General features: G+C 74.3%; 14 protein-coding genes. 9 read left to right on the top strand and 5 right to left on the bottom strand.

The window, feature by feature from the left end:
• Positions 1–137: 137 nt before the first annotated feature.
• Together AB0J42_RS06205 and AB0J42_RS06200 are read right to left on the bottom strand one after the other, a co-directional pair.
• The gene (locus tag AB0J42_RS06205) at positions 138–341 is read right to left on the bottom strand and encodes an RNA-binding S4 domain-containing protein (RefSeq protein WP_364289468.1); all 204 of its coding nucleotides are present in this window, start codon (positions 339–341) and stop codon (positions 138–140) included.
• 11 nt (positions 342–352) lie between these two features.
• On the bottom strand, positions 353–1,948 hold the full coding sequence (locus tag AB0J42_RS06200) for a PucR family transcriptional regulator ligand-binding domain-containing protein (RefSeq protein WP_364289466.1): 1,596 nt from the start codon (positions 1,946–1,948) through the stop codon (positions 353–355).
• 131 nt (positions 1,949–2,079) lie between these two features.
• Here AB0J42_RS06200 and AB0J42_RS06195 point away from each other — a divergent pair, with 131 nt between their 5' ends.
• The 6 genes from AB0J42_RS06195 to AB0J42_RS06170 all read left to right on the top strand — a co-directional run bounded on the left by AB0J42_RS06195 (position 2,080) and on the right by AB0J42_RS06170 (position 10,409).
• Positions 2,080–2,931, top strand: coding sequence for a DUF2877 domain-containing protein (locus AB0J42_RS06195; protein WP_364289464.1), 852 nt, complete (start codon positions 2,080–2,082; stop codon positions 2,929–2,931).
• A complete protein-coding gene (locus AB0J42_RS06190; protein WP_364289462.1) occupies positions 2,928–4,283 on the top strand; it encodes an FdrA family protein in 1,356 nt (451 codons plus the stop codon). Before AB0J42_RS06195 ends, AB0J42_RS06190 begins: the two co-directional genes overlap by 4 nt.
• Positions 4,280–5,677 carry a DUF1116 domain-containing protein gene (locus tag AB0J42_RS06185; RefSeq protein WP_364289460.1) on the top strand — a complete coding sequence of 466 codons (1,398 nt, stop codon included), beginning with the start codon at positions 4,280–4,282 and terminating at the stop codon, positions 5,675–5,677. The genes AB0J42_RS06190 and AB0J42_RS06185 overlap by 4 nt, the downstream gene beginning before the upstream one ends.
• Positions 5,678–5,811: 134 nt before the next feature.
• Positions 5,812–8,124, top strand: a complete 2,313-nt coding sequence (locus AB0J42_RS06180; protein ID WP_364289458.1) for a protein kinase — start codon at positions 5,812–5,814, stop codon at positions 8,122–8,124.
• 123 nt (positions 8,125–8,247) lie between these two features.
• The gene (locus tag AB0J42_RS06175) at positions 8,248–9,063 is read left to right on the top strand and encodes an MOSC N-terminal beta barrel domain-containing protein (RefSeq protein ID WP_364289456.1); all 816 of its coding nucleotides are present in this window, start codon (positions 8,248–8,250) and stop codon (positions 9,061–9,063) included.
• A 53-nt stretch (positions 9,064–9,116) separates the two neighbouring features.
• Positions 9,117–10,409, top strand: a complete 1,293-nt coding sequence (locus AB0J42_RS06170) for an MFS transporter (protein WP_364289454.1) — start codon at positions 9,117–9,119, stop codon at positions 10,407–10,409.
• On the opposite strand, the gene AB0J42_RS06165 is transcribed toward AB0J42_RS06170, so the two are convergent.
• Both AB0J42_RS06165 and AB0J42_RS06160 read right to left on the bottom strand, forming a co-directional pair.
• Positions 10,384–11,949 (bottom strand): bifunctional 3'-5' exonuclease/DNA polymerase, encoded by a 1,566-nt coding sequence (locus tag AB0J42_RS06165; protein WP_364289452.1) that lies wholly within the window; start codon positions 11,947–11,949, stop codon positions 10,384–10,386. The two genes, AB0J42_RS06170 and AB0J42_RS06165, sit on opposite strands and share 26 nt — an antisense overlap.
• A 20-nt stretch (positions 11,950–11,969) precedes the next feature.
• Positions 11,970–13,454, bottom strand: a complete 1,485-nt coding sequence (locus AB0J42_RS06160; RefSeq protein ID WP_364289450.1) for a metallophosphoesterase — start codon at positions 13,452–13,454, stop codon at positions 11,970–11,972.
• Positions 13,455–13,598: 144 nt separating this feature from the next.
• Between AB0J42_RS06160 and AB0J42_RS06155 the strand changes: the two genes are divergently transcribed.
• The gene (locus tag AB0J42_RS06155; protein WP_364289448.1) at positions 13,599–14,000 is read left to right on the top strand and encodes a hypothetical protein; all 402 of its coding nucleotides are present in this window, start codon (positions 13,599–13,601) and stop codon (positions 13,998–14,000) included.
• Positions 14,001–14,298: 298 nt separating this feature from the next.
• Here AB0J42_RS06155 and AB0J42_RS06150 read toward each other — a convergent pair whose 3' ends face one another.
• A complete protein-coding gene (locus AB0J42_RS06150; RefSeq protein ID WP_364289858.1) occupies positions 14,299–15,852 on the bottom strand; it encodes an FAD-binding oxidoreductase in 1,554 nt (517 codons plus the stop codon).
• Between the two features lie 31 nt (positions 15,853–15,883).
• Here AB0J42_RS06150 and AB0J42_RS06145 point away from each other — a divergent pair, with 31 nt between their 5' ends.
• Together AB0J42_RS06145 and AB0J42_RS06140 are read left to right on the top strand one after the other, a co-directional pair.
• Positions 15,884–16,426: a helix-turn-helix domain-containing protein gene (locus AB0J42_RS06145; protein ID WP_364289446.1), complete on the top strand. Its 543-nt coding sequence runs from the start codon at positions 15,884–15,886 to the stop codon at positions 16,424–16,426.
• On the top strand, positions 16,423–17,922 hold the full coding sequence (locus AB0J42_RS06140; protein ID WP_364289444.1) for a glycerol-3-phosphate dehydrogenase/oxidase: 1,500 nt from the start codon (positions 16,423–16,425) through the stop codon (positions 17,920–17,922). Before AB0J42_RS06145 ends, AB0J42_RS06140 begins: the two co-directional genes overlap by 4 nt.
• The last annotated feature ends 451 nt before the right edge of the window (positions 17,923–18,373 follow it).

The following is an 18,373-nucleotide window of genomic DNA, read 5'->3' as shown; positions in this document are numbered from 1 at the left end:
ACCCCTTTTCACCGGGCCGCGTGCTTGCGGGCACATTAGGCGAGCGCGCGTATTGGTACACGGGCATGATCTGCCAAATTCGCCGGGCGGGCCAGTGTCCCCGTTGCGCACATCTGCCAACGGGGCCCGGTGATCGTTCAGTGGACGTGGATGGTGAAGCCGTCGCCGCTGACCCGCTGACCCGATCGGATCTTGGCCGTCTTGCGCAGCTCCACCTCGCCGTCCACCTGCACCATTCCTTCGGCGATCAGCATTTTGGCCATGCCGCCGGTCTCGGTCACCCCGCAGTACTTCAGCAGGTCGCAGAGCGGGATGTAGTCGGAGCGCAGTTCGAAGTCCACGCCTGCCAAGACTAGATGCCGCGCATGCGCAGCACGTGCAGGGCCAGGGTCAGGTTGAGGCGCAGGTGCGGGTCGTCGGTGAAGTTGCCCAGCATCCGCTCCAGCTTCCCTATGCGGTAGCGCAGGGTGTTGTAGTGGAAGTGGAGCCGCCGGGCGGTCTCGGCCACGTTGAGGTTCGTCTCCAGCAGGACCTGCAGCGTGCGGCGCAGGTCGGCGTTCTCGGCGTCGTCGTCGGCGGCCAGCGGGCCGAGCGTCTCGCGGACGAACGCGTGCAGCTCGGCGGTGTCGCTGACCAGCGACAGCAGCCGGTAGACGCCGAGCTGGTCGAAGTGGGCGACCGCGCCGGGGCCGTGCAACTGGCGGCCCACCCGGGCCGCCTTCAGCGCCTGGGAGTACGCCTCGGGCAGCGTCTCGGGGCCGCTGCTGGGGCGGGAGGTGCCGGTGGAGAACGTTATGGGCGGCGTGTCCGCGAAGGCCGAGGCGGCGTCCTTGGCGACGCGGGCCGCGTCCACGGCGGCGTCCAGCACCGCCACCACCTCGTGGGAGAAGCCCGCCACGGCGCCGCGCGGGTCGTGCCGGCGCATCGCGGCCGTCCAGCAGGTGACCAGCCGGTCCTGGGCGGTGCGCTCGTCGGCCTCGGGGTCGAGCTCGGCCACCAGCACGGTCACCGGCCGCTCCAGGTCCCAGCCGAACGCCCGCGCCCTGGCCACCACCCGCTCACCCGACCCGGCCCGGCCGGTGAGCACGTCGCGCAGGAAGTCGGCGCGGTACTTGCTCTCGACCGCGTTCACCGCCTCCTGCCGGGTGACGGCGAGCGCGGCGACGGTGGCGGCCCGTTCCAGGATGCTCACGTCGCTGTCGCGGATCGCCCCGGCCGGGCTGTAGGCGATGATCCGGCCGTGGTGGTGACCGCCCGCGATCACCGGCACCGAGACCCAGGCGCGGGCGCCGGAGCCGGTCGCCGCCTCGCGGGCGAGGTCGCGGGTGACGGAGTCGCGCAGCGCCGCCTCGTGCCGCCCGGCGGACGCCAGCACCCGGCCGCGGCCGTCCACGGCGGCCACCGATATGTCCAGCAGCTCCGCCACCTCCGCGGTGACCTCGTCCAGCCCGCCGCCGGCCAGCACCACGTGAACCAGCGCGCGGTGTGCCTCCTCGGCGCGGACGAGCACGGCCGCCTGCCGGTTGAGGATGTCGGTGAGCACCTGGTTGAGGATGTCGTCGAAGCCGACGTCGTTCGGCAGCAGGATCAGCGGGAAGCCGAGCCGGTCGGCCTGCTCGACCATCTCCGGCGGCAGCTCGTCGACGTACCGGCCGAGCTTGATCGCGAGCGCGGCCAGCCCGCGCTCGTCCAGGTCGGCCACCAGCCGGCCGAGCGACTGCGGGGTGTTGCGCAGCGGGTAGCCGGTGGTGAGCAGCAGCTCGTGCGGCTTCACCCAGGGCAGGATGTCGGGGACTTCCATGACGTTGAGGCGCTGCACGACGCGGCCCAGCCCGCTCTCTCCTGCGATCAGCCGGGCCTCCGCGAGTGTCGACACGCCCAGCAGTTCTCCGACGGACACACCGTGGATGATCGTTCCTGTACTGGCGAGACGGACGGGGGGCTCCATGGAGTGATTGTGGCCGACGGGGCCGTCTGTCAGGAAGAGCCCAGTCTTCCCGCTGACTGTTGGCAAATTTCTCCGTACGGAGGGTTGCGCCGCCGTTCTACGGTCAGGTCCAAGGTCGGTAGGGAGGTCCGGTGACGGTCGGTACTCACGCGAGACGGGTACGCACACACGTCACGGGCGCCGCGAGCACCGCGGTCCGCCCGGTCCTGGAGGCTTCGAGGCGGCCCGCCCGGGTGCTCGCCGCGTTCCCCGCGGGGATCTACCTGGAGGTCCGGACCGAGCTGGAACCCTCCGTGATCGCCGTCGTGACGGGGCTCGCCACCCGGCTGCCGAACTCGGTGCTGCTCGCCGGGGCCCTGCCGCGCGTGACGATGGGTGACGAGGCGTTCGTCGGCGACGGAACGGTCGAGGTGGGCGGGCTGATCCTGCGCGCCCGCCGCTGGTGGGATCCCTCGCCACCGCTGGGCGCGGTCGATCCCGCGGCGCTGCCGCCGTCGTCGGCGCTGGCCCGGCGGGGCAGGCCGGGCCTCGACGGCAACGACGCGGTCGAGTTACTGGCGACGAGCTGTGCCTCGGAATGGCTGCTGGGCGCGGTGACGGCGGCCGAGAAGCTGGTCGGCCTCGGCCCCGGGCTCACGCCCAGCGGCGACGACGTGCTGGCCGGGCTGCTGGTGACGCTGCGCCACCTGGGCGCGGCGACCGGATGTCAGAAGGCCGTCGATCTCGCCGGGTGGCTGGGGGCGGCCGTGACGTTCGACGCGCGCACCCGTACCACCCCCATCTCCGCCACGCTGCTGCACTGCGCGGCGCGCGGCGAGGCCTGCCCGGAGGTGCTGGCGGTGCTGCGCGGGCTGGCCGGGCGCCGGCCGCTGGAGGCGGCGCTGCGGCGGCTGCGCGGGCTGGGCCACACCTCGGGCGCCGACCTGGCGCAGGGCATCGCGATCGGGCTTGAGACGGTACGGGCGCTGGGAGGACGGAAATGAGCGACGCGGTCTTCGTCCGCAAGGGCGTCTACCACGACTCGGTGACGCTGATGCGGGTGAGCAGGGCGCTGTCGGAACTGCCGGGCACGGAGGTGGCCGTGGTCGCCATGGCCACCGAGCTCAACCTGGGGCTCGCCCGCGACCTGGGCTTCGAGCTGCCCGCGGCCGACCCGGGCGATCTGCTGGTCGCGCTGCGCGGGCCGGACACGGCCACGGCGGCGCAGGAGCTGGACCGCCACCTGGCCGCGCTCTCCGCGGCGGGGCCGGGGCAGGAGACCGAGCAGCCGCCGCTGACCACCCGGTCCGCGGCCCGGCGCGGCGGCGACCTGGCGCTGGTGTCGGTGCCGGGCGAGCACGCCTTCGCCGAGGCGATGGACGCGATCGAGTCCGGGCTGCCCGTGATGATCTTCAGCGACGGGATGCCCGCCGAGCGGGAGCGGCTGCTGAAGGAGCGCGCCGACGAGCGCGGCGTGCTCGTCATGGGGCCCGACTGCGGCACGGCCGTGGTCGGCGGGGTGGGGCTGGGCTTCGCCAACGTGCTCCGTCCCGGGCCCGTCGGGCTGGTGGCCGCCTCCGGGACCGGCGCCCAGCAGGTGAGCTGCCTGCTGGACCAGGCCGGGGTGGGGGTCAGCCACGTGCTGGGCGTCGGCGGCAGGGACCTGTCGGCCGAGGTCGGCGGCCTGTCGACGGTGCGGGCGCTGCGCATGCTGGACGAGGACCCGGCCACCGAACTGATCGTGCTGGTCTCCAAGCCGCCGGACCCCGAGGTGGCGGGCCGGGTGCGGAAGGTGGTGGAGTCGCTGCGGACGCCGGTGGTGGAGGCGCTGCTCGGCTCCGGCGCCGACCTCACCGCCGCCGCCGAGGACGCGCTGCGCGCGCTCGGCCGCCCGGTGCCGGACTGGCTCTCCTGGGACGGTTCCCGCCCGGACGGCGTACGAGGGCCGCTCGTCGGGATCTACTCCGGGGGGACGCTCTGCTCGGAGGCCGCGCTGATCGCCGGGACCGGGGAGTTCACCGACTACGGCGACGACGCCTACACCCGCGGGCGCGCCCACCCGATGATCGATCCCACGCTGCGCCTGGAGGCCCTGCGCGAGACGCCGCCGGGCGCCGTGGTGCTCCTGGACGTGGTGCTCGGCCACGCGGCCGACCCCGACCCCGCCGCCGCGCTCGCCCCGGCGATCGCCGCCCGGCACGCCACCGTGGTGGTCGCGCTGATCGGCACCGAGGCCGACCCCCAGGACCTGCGCCGGCAGGCGGAGACGCTGCGCGACGCCGGCGCCGCCGTGTTCACCTCCAACGCGCGAGCCGCCCGGCACGCCGCCTCGATCCACCGGGGGAACCAGTCATGACTCTGCTCGACGGCCCGCCTCACGTCATCGCCGCCGGCGCGGGCCTGCTCGCCGACGCGCTGGCCGAACAGGCCGCCGCGGTGACCGGCGTCACCTGGCGCCCGCCCCTGGCGGGCACCGCCGGCGACCTGGCCAGAGTGCTCGCCGACCCGCGCAGGCAGGCCGCCAACGACCTGGCCGTGCGCCGCCTCACCTCCGCCCGCCCGCACCTCACCGGGGTACGGCGCGCCTCGGAGGTGCTGCGCCAGGCGGAGCCCACGTTCCTGCACGCCGGCCCGCCCATCACGTGGGAGCGGGCGTCCGGGCCGATGCGCGGCGCGCTCGTGGGCGCGATGCTCTTCGAGGGGTACGCGCACGACGAGGAGGAGGCGGTGGCCCGGCTCGCGGGCGGCGAGGTGCGGCTGGAGCCGTGCCACCAGCACGCGGCCGTCGGCCCGATGGCGGGCGTCGTCAGCCCGTCGATGTGGCTGTACGAGGTGCGCGACCTCGAACACGGCGGCACCGCGTACTGCTCGCTCAACGAGGGCCTGGGCAAGGTGCTGCGGTACGGCGCGTACGGGGCCGAGGTGCTCGACCGGCTGCGCTGGATGGACACCGTGCTCGGGCCGGTGCTGTCGGCGGCCATCGAGCTGGCCGGGCCGATCGACCTGCGCAACATGATCGCGCAGGCGCTGCAGATGGGCGACGAGCTGCACAACCGCAACCGGGCGGCGACCTCGCTGATGCTGCGCGAGCTGGCCCCGGCCATCGCCGACGCGGCCCCGGGCAGCGCCTCGGAGGTGCTGCGCTTCATCGCGGGCAACGACCACTTCTTCCTCAACGCGGGCATGGCCGCGGCCAAGGTGAGCACCGACGCGGCCCGGGACATCCCGGGTTCGAGCATGGTCGTGGCGATGGCGCGGAACGGCACGGACTTCGGGGTGCAGGTGTCGGGGCTGGGCGGGCGGTGGTTCACCGGGCCGGCCGGGGTGCCCGACGGGCTGTATCTGGGCGCGTACGGGCCGGAGGACGCCAACCCGGACATCGGCGACTCGACGATCACCGAGACGTCCGGGCTGGGCGGGTTCGCGATGGCCGCCGCTCCGGCCATCGTCCGGTTCGTGGGCGGCGAGGTCGCCGACGCGGTGGCGGCCACCCGGTCGATGTACGAGATCACGCTGGCGGAGCATCCGGCCTACCAGATCCCGGGGCTCGGCTTCCGCGGCACGCCCACCGGGATCGACGTCACACTCGTCGCCCGTACCGGGCTGCTGCCGGTGGTGAACACCGGGATCGCGGGGAAGGTCGCGGGGACCGGCCAGGTCGGCGCGGGGCTCGTGAGCCCGCCCGTGGAGGCGTTCACGGCGGCGCTGCGGGCGCTGGCCGAGAACGCGGCCGACCCCTCCGATCCATAGCCGATCCGCACGTCGGCCTGGGTAAAAGTGGGACCACGGTTCCCACCCGGTTCACCTGCCTATATGGTGGCGAATCCCATAACGTGAACCTATGGCGCGACTTGTGACGTTCGAGGCTTGAGATGGGAGCGGACATGTCAGCCGACCGCGTGCTGAGCGGCCCCGGCGCTGAAGGCGGTGCTCCAGACAGCCAGGGCAAGCTCATCGGCAGGCGCTACCGGCTGATGTCTCCTGTGGGCCGGGGCGGCATGGGCGTGGTGTGGCACGCCCACGACGTCCTGCTCGACCGGGACGTGGCCGTCAAGGAGCTCCTGCTGCCCTTCGGGCTGGACAACGCGGGCAAGCAGGCCGCGCACCGGCGGGTGCTGCGCGAGGCCAGGTCAGCGGCCCGGCTGCAGCACCCGGGCATCGTCACCGTGCACGACGTGGTCGAGGAGGACGGCCGCCCCTGGATCGTCATGGAGCTGGTCCGCTCCTGGTCGCTGGAGCAGGCGGTGCGGCAGAGCGGCCCGCTGCCCGTCATCCAGGCCGCCGAGATCGGCATCCGGGTGCTCGACGCGCTCCGGCACGCGCACGCGGCCGGCATCCTGCACCGCGACGTCAAACCGGGGAACGTGCTGCTCACCTCCGACCGCGTCGTGCTGACCGACTTCGGCATCGCCGCCATCGAAGGCGACGTCACCATCACCCAGACCGGGCTGCTCATGGGCTCGCCCGCGTACATCCCGCCGGAGCGCCTGTCGGGGCAGCCGATCTCGGCGGCGGCCGACCTGTGGTCGTTCGGCGCGACGCTGTACGCCGCCGTCGAGGGGCGGCCGCCCTACGAGGGGCCGGACGCGGTCGCGGTGCTCGGCGCGGTGATGACGCAGGAACCGACCAGGCCGCAGCGGGCGGGCGCGCTGCTGCCGGTGATCGAGGGGCTGCTGCACAAGAACCCCGCCGAACGGCTCACCTCCGACCAGGCGGCCGACCTGCTGGAGCGGGTGCTGCTGGCGCACGGCTCGACCCGGCCGCGCACCCCGGAGGCTCCGTCTCCGCTGCCCTCCATCGACGATCCGGCGGCCTCCGGGGCGCTGCCGCCGTTCGACACGCCGTCCGGGCCGCTGCCCTCGCGGATCGTGGAGACGCCTTCAGGTCCGGTACGCGTCCCGTACGAATCCGAAGGCGGCACGTCCGGCGGGTACGCGGCGCCGACCGGCGGCCAGTCTCCCCCGGCTTTCGACGCGTTCTCCTCGGGCCCGCAGTCCCTTCCGGGGCTGGGCGGGTCGGCCTCGCGGTCGCTGTCGGACCCGGCCCCGGGCGCCTACTCCGGTCCGGGCAGCACCTCCGGGCCGTACCCGATGCCGGACCAGAGCACGTCCGGCCCGTACCCGATGCCCGATCAGAGCACGTCGGGGCCGTACCCGGGACAGGACCACGGCACGTCGGGACCGTATTCGAGACCGGACCACAGCACGTCGGGGCCCTACCCGATGCCCGGCCAGAGCACGTCCGGCCCTTACTCGATGCCCGGGCAGAGCACGCCGGATCCGATGCCTGGGGCGCCCGGAGCCGGGGGCGGCCCGTCCTTCTCCAGCGGGGACCGGCCCTGGCAGTCCAGCGACACCGGCGAGCAGACGGCGCCGCCCATCCTGCCGCTGACCAGCGACAGCCGGAGCGCGGGCGTCTCCGCGCGCTGGCCGCTGGCCACCGACGACGACCTGCGCGACCAGGCGCACCAGCTGTCCAAGGACATCAGCCGCAGCCGCCTGGCCCAGCTGCCGGGCGGCCCGCAGCGGCCCGCCCCCAAGCCCGCCCCCAGGCCCGCCACCAGCCGGCGCAGGCCCGAGGAGACCGGCAACGCGTGGGTGCGCGACGGGCGGCCGACGCCGCTGCTGATCGCCGCCGCGGTGGGCGCGGTGGCCGCCGTGGTGGCCGTGCTGGTGCTGTTCTCGTCGGTGGGGTCCGAGGCGCCCGCGGCCAGCCCGCTCGCGGCCACCGACAGTCCCGCGCCCAAGGCCGAGGCCTCCCCCGTGCTCGACGGGTACACCGAGGAGACCGGGCCCGGGTTCAGCGTCGGGCTGCGCCAGGGCTGGAAGATGAGCACGTCGGACGGCCTCACCAAGATCACCGGGCCGAAGGACTCGGGCATCGAGGTGGTCGTCTCCCAGGTGGCGCCCCAGCCCGACGGCGGCCTGTCCGAGCTGACCCGCGAGGAGGCGGACGGCGGCAAGGACGGCTACATCCAGGTCCAGCTCCGCAACGTCAACTACCGCGGCTGGAAGGCGACCGACTGGGAGTACACCTACGCCTCGGAGAACGAGGTGCCCATGCACGCCCTCACCCGGTTCGTCACCATCGACGACCAGACCGCCTTCAAGATCACCTTCGACATGCCGGAACTGGTCTGGGACGACCAGGCCCGCGCCCGCAAGGTCTTCTTCGACACCTTCCGCCAGACCACCTGACAGGCGACCGCCGACCCCCAGAGGTGGCGTGCCTTCGGTCACCCCCTGCCCCCGCGCGGAGACGGCGCTCGCCGTAACACCTGACCCTGCCGGAGGCGGGGGTCGTTGTTGTACCGTTCGGGGATGCGGCTGGGGAGCATCTTCTTTTATCCGGTCAAGTCCACCTCGGGTCACGAGGTCGCCGAGGCCGAGGTGGAGCCGTGGGGGCTGGCCGGCGACCGGCGCTACATCGTGGTCGACGAGCGCGGCGAGCCGCTCACCGCGCGTGAACACCCGATCATGCTCGCCTGCGCGGCCCGGCCGACCGGCGGGACGATCGAGCTCACCGGCCCGCACGCGGACCCCCTCCTGGTCACCCCCGGCACGAGTCTGGTCGAGATCAGCGTCTGGGGCACCCCGGTGGAGGTCACCGACTGCGGCGAGGACGCGGCGAAGTGGGTGTCGGCGCTGATCGGCCGCCCCGCGCGGCTGGCCTGGCTGGACGACCCGACCCGCCGCCCGGTCGACCCCGCCTACGGACGGCCGGACGACCGGGTGAGCCTGGCCGACGGCTACCCGCTGCTGCTGACCTCGACGGCCTCGCTCGCCCAGCTCGACGACTGGATCGCGGAGACCGCGGCCGAGCGGGGCGAGGAGCTTCCGGGGCCGCTCCGGATGCGCAGGTTCCGGCCGAGCGTGGTGGTGGAGGGCGCGGACGAGCCGTTCGCCGAGGACCGGTGGCGGCGGCTGCGGATCGGCGCGGTGGAGTTCCGGGTCGTCAAGGGGTGCGACCGCTGTGTGCTGACGACCGTCGATCCCGCCACGTACGTCAAGGGCAAGGAGCCGATCCGCACCCTGAGCCGCCACCGCAAGTGGGACGGCAAGGTGTGGTTCGGGGTCAACCTGATCCCCGACGGCACGGGCGTCATCAGGCAGGGCGACCAGGTCACAGTGCTCTAGCCCGAGAAAGATCCCTTTTGAGGCGATCTCTGGGGTTATGCGAGACTTCACGGGTGACCAGCGCCCCCGCAACCTCCGACGCCTCGCCGTCCGCCGCCCGCCTCCGGGCGGTCCAGCGCAGGACCTTGGCCGTGCTCTCTGCCGCGCAGATCCTCGGCGGCGTCGGGGTCGCCGTCGGGCTGGCGCTCAGCTCCGTGGTGGTGGACCAGCTCTCCGGCTCGACCATGATCAGCGGGTTCGCGGGCACGGCGACGGTGCTCGGGGCGGCCCTGCTGGCGCTGCCGACCGCCAAGGCCTCGGGCCGCGGCGGCAGGCGGACCGGCCTGTCGCTGGCGTACCTGGCGGCGCTGCTCGGCTGCGTGGTCTCGGTCGTCGCGATCGGCCTCGGCTCCTGGCAGCTTCTCCTGGCCGGGCTGGTGCTGGTGGGCGGCGGCAGCGCGGGCAACCTGGCCGCGCGCTACTCTGCCACCGACCTGTCGCCGAAGAACCACGCCGCCCGGCACCTGTCGCTGGTGGTGTGGGCGGCGACCGTCGGCTCGGTGGCCGGGCCCAACCTGGCCGAGCCCGCCGACCGGATCGGCCTGGCCGCGGGGATGGCGGGCAAGGCCGGGCCGTTCGCGTTCGCGGCGCTGGCGTTCGCGCTGGCGCTGCTGGTCGTCTTCGCCGGGCTGCGGCCCGACCCGCTCAAGCTGGCCAGGGAGCACGACGGCAGGAAGCCCACGACGGAGGCGGGCAGCCGGACGATCCGGACCGCGTGGCGGATCCTGCGCACTACGCCGGCGGCCCGCCAGGCCCTGATCATGATCGCCGTCAGCCACACGGCGATGGTGTCGATCATGTCGATGACCCCGGTCCAGCTCCACCACGACGGCGCCGACCTGGACGTGATCGGCATCGTGATCAGCCTGCACATCGCCGGCATGTACGTGATGTCGCCGGTGGTCGGCTGGCTGGCGGACCGGGCGGGCCGGGTGCCGGTGCTGCTGCTCGGCATGGGCCTGCTGCTCGCCTCCGCCGTGCTGGCGGCCACCGCCGACCACCGGGTGTGGCAGGTGACGGTGGCGCTGTTCGTGCTCGGCCTGGGCTGGTCGTGCGGGCTGGTCGCGGGCTCCGCGCTGGTCAGCGAGTCGGTGGAGATCGAGGGCCGGCCCGCCGTGCAGGGCCTGTCGGACCTGCTCATGAACGTCTGCGGGGCGTCCGGCACGGTCGTGGCCGGCGTGATCGTGGGCGGTCTGTCGTACGGGGTGCTGGGTGTGGGCGTGGGCGTGATGGTGGCGCTGGCGGGGATCTGGCTGGCCCTGGCCGCCCGGCAGACCGGCCCTACTTCGCGTCCGCGTAGCAGCTGACCGCGACCGCCTCCATCGGGAACCGCACCGGGGTGGCCCCGAACAGCAGCCTGGTGGCCTCCGCCGCGGCCTGGCGCACCGCCTCCGCGACCTGCTCGGCCAGGCCGAGCGGGCAGTGCACCATGACCTCGTCGTGCTGGAAGAACACCAGCCTGGCCGGGCCGGGCAGCAGCCCGCGCAGGATGGCCAGGAGCGCCAGCGCCCACTCGGCGGCGGTGGCCTGGACCACGAAGTTGCGGGTGAACCGGCCCCGGTCGCGCGCCGCCCGGGCGCCCTCCGGCCCGGAGACGAGCTCGCGCCAGGACGCGGACGGCGGCGGGCTGGTGCGCCCGAGCCAGGACCGCACCAGCCGCCCCTCCTCGCCGGCCTTGGCCGCGTCCTCGACGAACTGGTAGGCCTTCGGGAACCGCTGGCGCATGATCGGCAGGAGGCGGGCGGCGTCGCCGCTGGTGCCCCCGTACATCGCGGAGAGCATCGCGATCTTGGCGTGGTCGCGCTGCCCGCCGAACGAGGCGGCCAGCGCCGAGTAGAGGTCGATCTCCCCCGCCGCGGCGGCCAGCCGGGCGTCGCCCGCCATCGCGGCGAGCACCCGCGGCTCCAGCTGGGCGGCGTCGGCGACGACGAGCGTCCAGCCCTCGTCGGCCACCACCACCTTGCGCATCACCTTGTGGATCTGCAGGGCGCCGCCGCCGCTGGTCGCCCAGCGGCCGGACACCACGCCGCCGACCACGTACTCGGGCCGGAAGCGCCCGCCGCGCACCCACTGGTCGGCCCACGCCCAGCCGTGGAAGCTGTGGAGCCGGGCCAGCTCCTTATAAGCGAGCAGCGGCTCGACCGCCGGGTGGTCGATCCGCTTGAGCTCCCACGACCGGGTGGACTTGATCGCCACCCCGGCGTCCTTGAACGCCTTGACGAGCTGCCGCACCGAGTCGGGGTTGACCGGGCGGCCGAACGCGGCCGAGACCTGGTCGGCCAGCGCCTGCAGCTTGGCCGGGCGCATGCCGTGGACCGGCCGCGGCCCGAGCATCTCGGTGAGCAGGGCGTCGTGCACGTCACGGCGCCAGGGCATGCCGTCGTGGGCCATCTCGGCGGCGGCGAGCGCGCCCGCGGACTCGGCGGCCACCAGCAGCCGGAACCGGCCGGGAGCGGGCAGCGCGGCGATGCGGGCGAGCTGGTCGGCCAGCACCTCGGCCGCCGCCTCGGCGGGCAGCGGCTCGGGCGGGAACAGCGTGCCGGGATCGTCGGGCGGCTCGTCGGGGACCGGCAGGCCGTGGAGCCTGGCGTGCGCCGCCCGGGCCGAGCGCGGCTCGCCGTAGCGGCCCTCGTAGGCGAGGAGCAGGCCCTCGGTGAGCGCGAGGTCGTGGCAGCGGCTCACCCGCACCCCGGCGGCGAGCAGCGGCGGGTAGGCGTCGCGGGTGTCGGCCCACACCCACCGGGGCCGCGCCGCCTCCAGCTCGCGCACCGCGCCGGGCAGGTCGCCGGCGTGGCGGGGCGGCTCTCCCTCGGGGAGCAGCCGCTCCCCGGCCAGTACGACGTGCACGCCACCAGAGTGCCAGGCGGCTACGACAAAGAGATCCGCACCTCGTCCTCCACCGGCGGTTCGAGCTCCTGCTGGAGGCATCCGGTGGCGGCGAGGCAGCGGATGGTGAGCGTGCCGGGCGTGACCGACAGCCGCAGGAACTGCTTGAAGAACGGCGGATGGTCCCAGTCGGACAGCTCCGACAGGAAGTGCTGGAACACCCGGTCCACCGGCAGCCGGAACGGCCACGGCCAGGCGCCGAGCAACCGCGCCGCCCACCGCATCCGCCGGGTGATCGTCACCGGCCCGCCCACAGGCCGCACCGGCGTGTTCTCGATCTGGCCGGCCATGATGCAGGCCGCCTCGTCCGGCGTGAGGTAGAGCCACTTCATCCGCAGCCGCCTGGCGTACAGCTGGCTGTAGAACGACAGGGAGTCGCCGCGGAGCGGGTAGCAGCGGAAGTCGTCCTCGTGCACGCCGCCCACCCCGACGCGCCGGATGGTGTGGGTGGCGTGCATGAACGCGCCGCCGCCGCCGGCCACGACGTACTGGATCACCCGGTCGCCGACCTGGACCGGGTAGCGCTGGTAGTTGTGCACGTCGCCGCCGATGGCGGCCACGTAGCGGTGGCGGGGGTCGCGCACGATGTCGTCGATGGTGCCGCCGCCCTCCAGCCGGGACGGCTTGTACGCGTTGCCGGTGTAGATCGGCTTGCCGGTGACGAGCAGCTTCGGGCGCGGGTCGAGCGACACGCGGCGCAACCACGCGGTCTGCCCTGCGTCGATGGTCCCCTTGATGCCGGTGTCGACGCCCACGATCAGCAGGCTCGGGGTGTCGATCACCCAGTACGGGCCGGGCTGCGTGGCCTGCTGGGCGGGGCGGCCCCGCAGCGCGCGGGCCTCCTCCAGCGCCTGCTCGTCGATCGTCTCCGGCTTGCGCCACAGCAGCCCGCGCAGCCCCCGGTCGGGGCGGGGCTTGAGGGTGGCGTCGCAGAAGACCCGCATGAAGCCGCCGAGCCCGTCGTACCAGTCGTGGTTGCCGGGGATGGCGTAGATCGGCGCGTCGTAGTCCTGGTAGGGGCGGAAGAACTTGTCGCGGTAGTCGTTGCCCGACCCCGCCGGGTAGATGATGTCGCTGGCCAGGATCGCGAACGCGGTGCCCTCGCCGGCCTTCAGCATGCCGGGCACCACCGCGTACTGGGAGGCGTCGCCCTCGCCGGTGTCGCCCAGGAGCAGGAAGTCGAAGCTGTCGCCGACCCCGGGGGTGATCCGGAAGCCGGGGTCCGCGCCGCGCGCGTGCAGGGCCGCCACCCACTCCTCGCGCACCTCCCCGGACGGGTCGCCGAACAGGCCGGCGAGGACCTCGTTCCTGGACTTCCAGAGGGTGACCGGGTTCAGCCAGGTGAAGCCCTTCCGATGCGGCCGGAGCCGGTCGAACGTGCCGATCTGCCCGCAGACCCATCCGGCGCCCTCCTGGGACACCCGCGACGACGCCTGCTTCCCGCGTTCAGCCGTTGATTCCGCCATGACCCCATCTTTACGTTCCCGATCACTTCGCGCGCGCCCGATCGGGACGTCCCAACGCAGCGTGCCGTTGCCGACACGGGTGGTTCACGATGGTGTAGCCTCAACGCCCCAAGCAAGCGGTTGTCGTCGCCAAGGGGGGCTGGCATGGCCCGGAACGGTTCCGATGACGCGCTCAGGCGTGACACCGCCCGGGTGGATGCCATCGAGGGGCTGCTCGCGTACGCCGCGACCAGGAGCGCCCGTGAGGCGCTGCGGCAGGTCAGCCGGGCCGTGGCGATGAGCCGCGACCTGGCGGCCGAGCACCCCGAGCACACCTCCCTGCTGGTGCGCGCCCTGGTCATGCAGTCGGGGCTGCACCTCAGACGCAAACGCCCGAACCGGGCGCTCGCCCCCGCCGAGGAGTCCGTGCGCCTGGCCCGGAAAGCGGGCGGCGCGCCGCTGGCGCGCTCCCTGTTCGCCCTCTCGGCGGCGTACGAGGCGCTCCAGCGTTTCAGCGAGGCCGCCCAGGCCGCGGACGAGGCCAACGGCGTCATGGACCTCGACTGAGAGCACTCCGCGGGAACCACACGGCCTTCAACCCGGCGCGCCCCCTTCCTGGCACGCCGGCCCAGCCCGTGCGCCCCGCGACCGCACGCGATCTCCGGCCCGGCGCGCCCCGGATCGGCTCGGCGCCCGGCGCGTCGATCGCGGCCCCGTGAGGTCGCGGCCAGGACTCGCGCCCGTCCCTCAGACGCCTCCCCCGGCCCGCCCTCCTTCAGACGGACATTCTGATGAGCGCGCCCGGACCCTTCAGCACGCCCCTACAGGTCCACGCGGTCCTCCGGGTCGCCGGGTCCGCCGTCCGTCAGATGAGCGCGCCCGGGTTGAGCACGCCCTGGGGGTCCACCTGGTTCTTGACGGCGCGCAGGATCGCCACGCCGAGGGGGCCGATCTCGGCGGCGTAGGCGGCGCGGTGGTCGCGGCCGACCCCGTGGTGGTGGGAGATGGTGCCGCCCGCCTCGACGATCGCGGTGTTCACCGCCTGTTTGGCCCGGTCCCACTGCGCCACCGGGTCGTCCTCCTGGGCGGTGACGACGGTGAAGTAGAGCGACGCGCCGGTCTCGTACACGTGGGAGATGTGGCACATGACCAGCGGCGAGCCGAGCGAGCCGAGCAGCGCGAGCCGGACCGCGTCGTACAGGCGCGGCAGGTTCGCCCAGAAGCCGGCCGTCTCCAGCGTCTCCACGGTGGCGCCGGCGGCGAGCAGCGAGTCGCGCAGGTACGGCGCGGAGAAGCGGCCGTGCGCCCAGGCCCGCCCCGGTTCCTCACCGAGGGGGACGCCGCCGCAGCGGGACAGGACCGCGGCGGCGGCCTCGCGGCGGGCGGCGACGGACGCGCCCTCGTAGCCCGCGATCACCAGGCAGCCGGGCTCGCCGCGGCCGATCTCGTCGGGGCGGGCCAGGCCGATCATGGTCTCGGTCTCGTCGGAGAGCCGCAGCACCGTCGGCAGCGGGCCCTCCTGGGCGAGCGCCCGCAGCGCGGCGGTGCCGGTCGCGAAGTCGGGGAAGCGCCAGCCCTCGTACGCCTTCTCTGCCGGGGCGCGGCGCACCCGCAGCCGCAGGGAGGTGATGACGCCGAAGACGCCCTCGGAGCCGAGCACGAGCTGGCGCAGGTCGGGCCCGGCCGCCGACTTGGGCGCCCGGCCCAGGTCGAGGTCGCCTTCGGGGGTGGCGACGGTCAGCCCGGCCACCATGTCGTCGAAGCGCCCGTACCCGGCCGACGCCTGGCCGCTGGAGCGGGCCGCGGCGAAGCCGCCGAGCGTGGCGTACTCGAAGGACTGCGGGAAGTGGCCCAGCGTCAGGCCCTGCTCGCCGAGCAGGCGCTCCGCCTCGGGGGCCCGGACGCCGGGTTCGAAGACGGCGGTCAGCGACTCGGTGTCGACCTCGACCAGCCGGTTCATCCGGCTCAGGTCGAGCGAGATCACCCCGGTGAAGCCGTCGCGGGCGGCGGTGAGCCCGCCGACGACGGAGGTGCCGCCCCCGTACGGCACGACCGCGACCCGCTCGGCCGCGCAGAGCCGGAGCACCCGCGTCACCTCGTCGTGCCCGCCGGGCAGCACGACCGCGTCCGGGGCGCCGGTGCCGTCGCCCGCCCGCATCCGGAGCAGGTCGGGGGTGGACTTGCCGCGGGCGTGCCGGACCCGCGCCTCGTGCGTGGTCAGCACGTGCTCCGCGCCGACCAGCCCGGCCAGCGCCTCCAGCACCCGGGGCGTCAGTGCGGCGGGTGGCACCCGTACGGACTCCAGCTCGGCGGCGGGCACCGCCGGCGCGCGCACGCCGAGCAGGTCGTGAAGGAGCTTGCGGATCTGTTCTGGGAGCTCGCGGGCCTGGGCCGGGTCGCCCCAGCCGGACCAGAGCATGGGTTCCGATCGCACCGTTACACTGTGACACATGACGGCTATTCGTCACAATGACGGCGTGCTGGACGCGGCCCGTGACTGCGTGCTGGCCTACGGAGTGCGCCGCACCACGCTCACGGACGTGGCACGCCGGGCCGGGGTGTCGCGGATGACGATCTACCGGCACTGGCCGGACATGCGCGCGCTGGTCGCCGACCTGATGACGCGCGAGTGGGTACGGGTGATCGACGGGCTCGACCTGGCCGATCCGGTACGGGCGGTCGTGGCCGGGGTCCGCGGGCTGCGCGAGCACCCGCTCTGGCGCAAGATCGTGGAGGCCGATCCCGAGCTGCTGCTCCCTTACCTGCTCGACCGGCGGGGCACCAGCCACGAGGCGGTGCTCGCGGCGCTGGAGCCCGCGCTGGGCGACGCGGCCAAGGCCAGGGCGGTGCTGCTGGTGGCCCAGTCGTTCCTGCTGTCGGCGCCCACCATGCTGGACCCGGTCACTCTGGACGAGTTGGACGCCGAGCTGGCGGCTCTCCTGACGGCCTACCTGGGCCCGGGGGCCGCGTCCGAGGGCGGGGCCGAACTGTGAGGGGCTCGCTGAACGCCGCCAGGAGGGCGCGTGAGCTGGCCCGCGCCGCCGAGGAGCGGGTGGACGTGCTCGTGGTGGGGCTGGGGGCGACCGGGGCGGGGGCGGCGCTGGACGCGGCCTCGCGCGGGCTGCGGGTGGCCGCGATCGACGCGCACGACCTGGCCTTCGGGACGTCCCGGTGGAGCTCGAAGCTGATCCACGGCGGGCTGCGCTATCTGGCCAGGGGTCAGGTGGGGGTCGCCTACGAGAGCGCGGTGGAACGCGGGATCCTGCTCGCGCGCACCGCCCCGCACCTGGTGAGGGCTCATCCGTACCTGCTGCCGCTGACGCCGGAGGTCGGCGGGGCGCAGGCGGCGGTGGTGATGACCGGCTACCGGCTCGGCGACGGGCTGCGGCGCGCGGCCGGGACGCCCCGGCGGCTGCTGCCCGGCCCGTCCAGGCTGACGGCGGGGCGGGCCGGCGAGCTGGCCCCGGTGCTGCGGCGCCGCGGGCTGCGCGGCGGGCTGCTGTCGTGGGACGGGCGGGTGCTCGACGACGCCCGGCTGGTGGTCGCCGTCGCCAGGACGGCGGCGGCGCACGGGGCCGCGATCCTCACCCGCTGCCGCGCCCTGGAGCTGCGGGCGGGCGGGGCGCGGGTGCGCGACGAGCTGACCGGCTCGGAGTTCGAGATCAGGGCGCGGGCCGCGGTCAACGCCACCGGGGTGTGGGCGGGCGGGCTGGACCCGCGGGTGCGGCTGCGGCCCTCGCGCGGCACCCATCTGGTGCTCGCGCCGGGGACGCTGCCGGGGCTGCGGGCCGGGCTGCACGTGCCGATCCCGGGTGAGAGCAACCGGTTCGCGCTCGTCCTGCCCCAGGCGGACGGGCGGGTGTACGTGGGGCTCACGGACGTCGCGGTGGACGGGCCGGTCCCCGACGTCCCGGAGGCGCCCGAGGAGGACGTCAGGACGCTCTTGGACGTGCTGAACGGGATCCTGGAGATCGAGATACCCAGGGAGGCGGTGGCGGGCGCGTACGCGGGCCTCAGGCCGCTTCTGGCGGGCGGCGGGAGCGAGACGGCCGACCTGTCGCGGCGCCACGCGGTCCTGTCCTCGGACGGGCTGGTCACGGTCGTCGGCGGCAAGCTGACCACCTACCGGCGGATGGCCCAGGACGCGGTGGACCGCGCGGTCGCCCTCCACGGCCTGCCCGCCGGCCCCGGCCGCACGGCCTCCATCCCGCTCGTGGGCGCGGGCCGCCCGCCGTCCGGGGTGCCGCACAGACTGGCCGAACGCTACGGCACCGAAGCGGCCGAGGCCCTGCGGCTGGTCGAAGCCCATCCTGAACCGGTCGGCCTCGGCCTGACCCGCGGCGACCTCCTCTGGTCGGTACAGCACGAAGGCGCCCTCGCCGCCGCCGACCTCCTCGACCGCCGCACCCGCATCGGCCTGATCCCCGCCGACCGCGAACACGCCCTCGCAGCAGCGGAAGAAGTCCTCGCCTCGGCCACCCCGCCGTAACCGGCGAACTTCGCACAGCGTCGAAGACCCCGACCTACGGCCGCCGCGCCCGCCCACGGTGACTGGGAAAGTGTGCGCGGCGGCCCCCAGTCATAAGCCGGGGTCCCAGAGCACTGGACGGGCCGAGGCCGGGCTCCGGAACGTGAACGGCGAGCACACTACAGCGGAGCGCGTTCGTGTCGGCCCCCGGACCGTGGAAGACGAGTTTCCCGCGCGGCCCGGCAGCGCTGAACGCGACCATCCTTCTCGCCGCTACACCCACACCGGGCTTGGTCCGCCGACTGCTAACGCGCTGACGGCGACAGAGGGGAAGCGGCTTCCCGACCGTGAAGAGGACGCGGTTTCCCCACCCTGAAGAGCACGGGGCTTCCCAACCGTGAAGGGAGGGAGCGTTCGCGTCGTTCTGCCGAGAGATTGGGGAGTGTCGGGGCCGCTGTGAACGGGGGTGGGT

The organism is Nonomuraea sp. NPDC049649 (genome assembly GCF_040675175.1).
Lineage (GTDB): Bacteria > Actinomycetota > Actinomycetes > Streptosporangiales > Streptosporangiaceae > Nonomuraea.
This window is presented reverse-complemented; position numbering and strand designations above follow the sequence as displayed.

Excerpts from the sequence above, each read along its gene's own strand:
- AB0J42_RS06200 (WP_364289466.1), bottom strand. The coding sequence starts at position 1,948 with ATGGAGCCCCCCGTCCGTCTCGCCAGTACAGGAACGATCATCCACGGT.
- AB0J42_RS06190 (WP_364289462.1), top strand. The coding sequence starts at position 2,928 with ATGAGCGACGCGGTCTTCGTCCGCAAGGGCGTCTACCACGACTCGGTG.
- AB0J42_RS06185 (WP_364289460.1), top strand. The coding sequence starts at position 4,280 with ATGACTCTGCTCGACGGCCCGCCTCACGTCATCGCCGCCGGCGCGGGC.
- AB0J42_RS06180 (WP_364289458.1), top strand. The coding sequence starts at position 5,812 with ATGTCAGCCGACCGCGTGCTGAGCGGCCCCGGCGCTGAAGGCGGTGCT.
- AB0J42_RS06175 (WP_364289456.1), top strand. The coding sequence starts at position 8,248 with ATGCGGCTGGGGAGCATCTTCTTTTATCCGGTCAAGTCCACCTCGGGT.
- AB0J42_RS06160 (WP_364289450.1), bottom strand. The coding sequence starts at position 13,454 with ATGGCGGAATCAACGGCTGAACGCGGGAAGCAGGCGTCGTCGCGGGTG.
- AB0J42_RS06155 (WP_364289448.1), top strand. The coding sequence starts at position 13,599 with ATGGCCCGGAACGGTTCCGATGACGCGCTCAGGCGTGACACCGCCCGG.
- AB0J42_RS06150 (WP_364289858.1), bottom strand. The coding sequence starts at position 15,852 with ATGCTCTGGTCCGGCTGGGGCGACCCGGCCCAGGCCCGCGAGCTCCCA.
- AB0J42_RS06145 (WP_364289446.1), top strand. The coding sequence starts at position 15,884 with ATGACGGCTATTCGTCACAATGACGGCGTGCTGGACGCGGCCCGTGAC.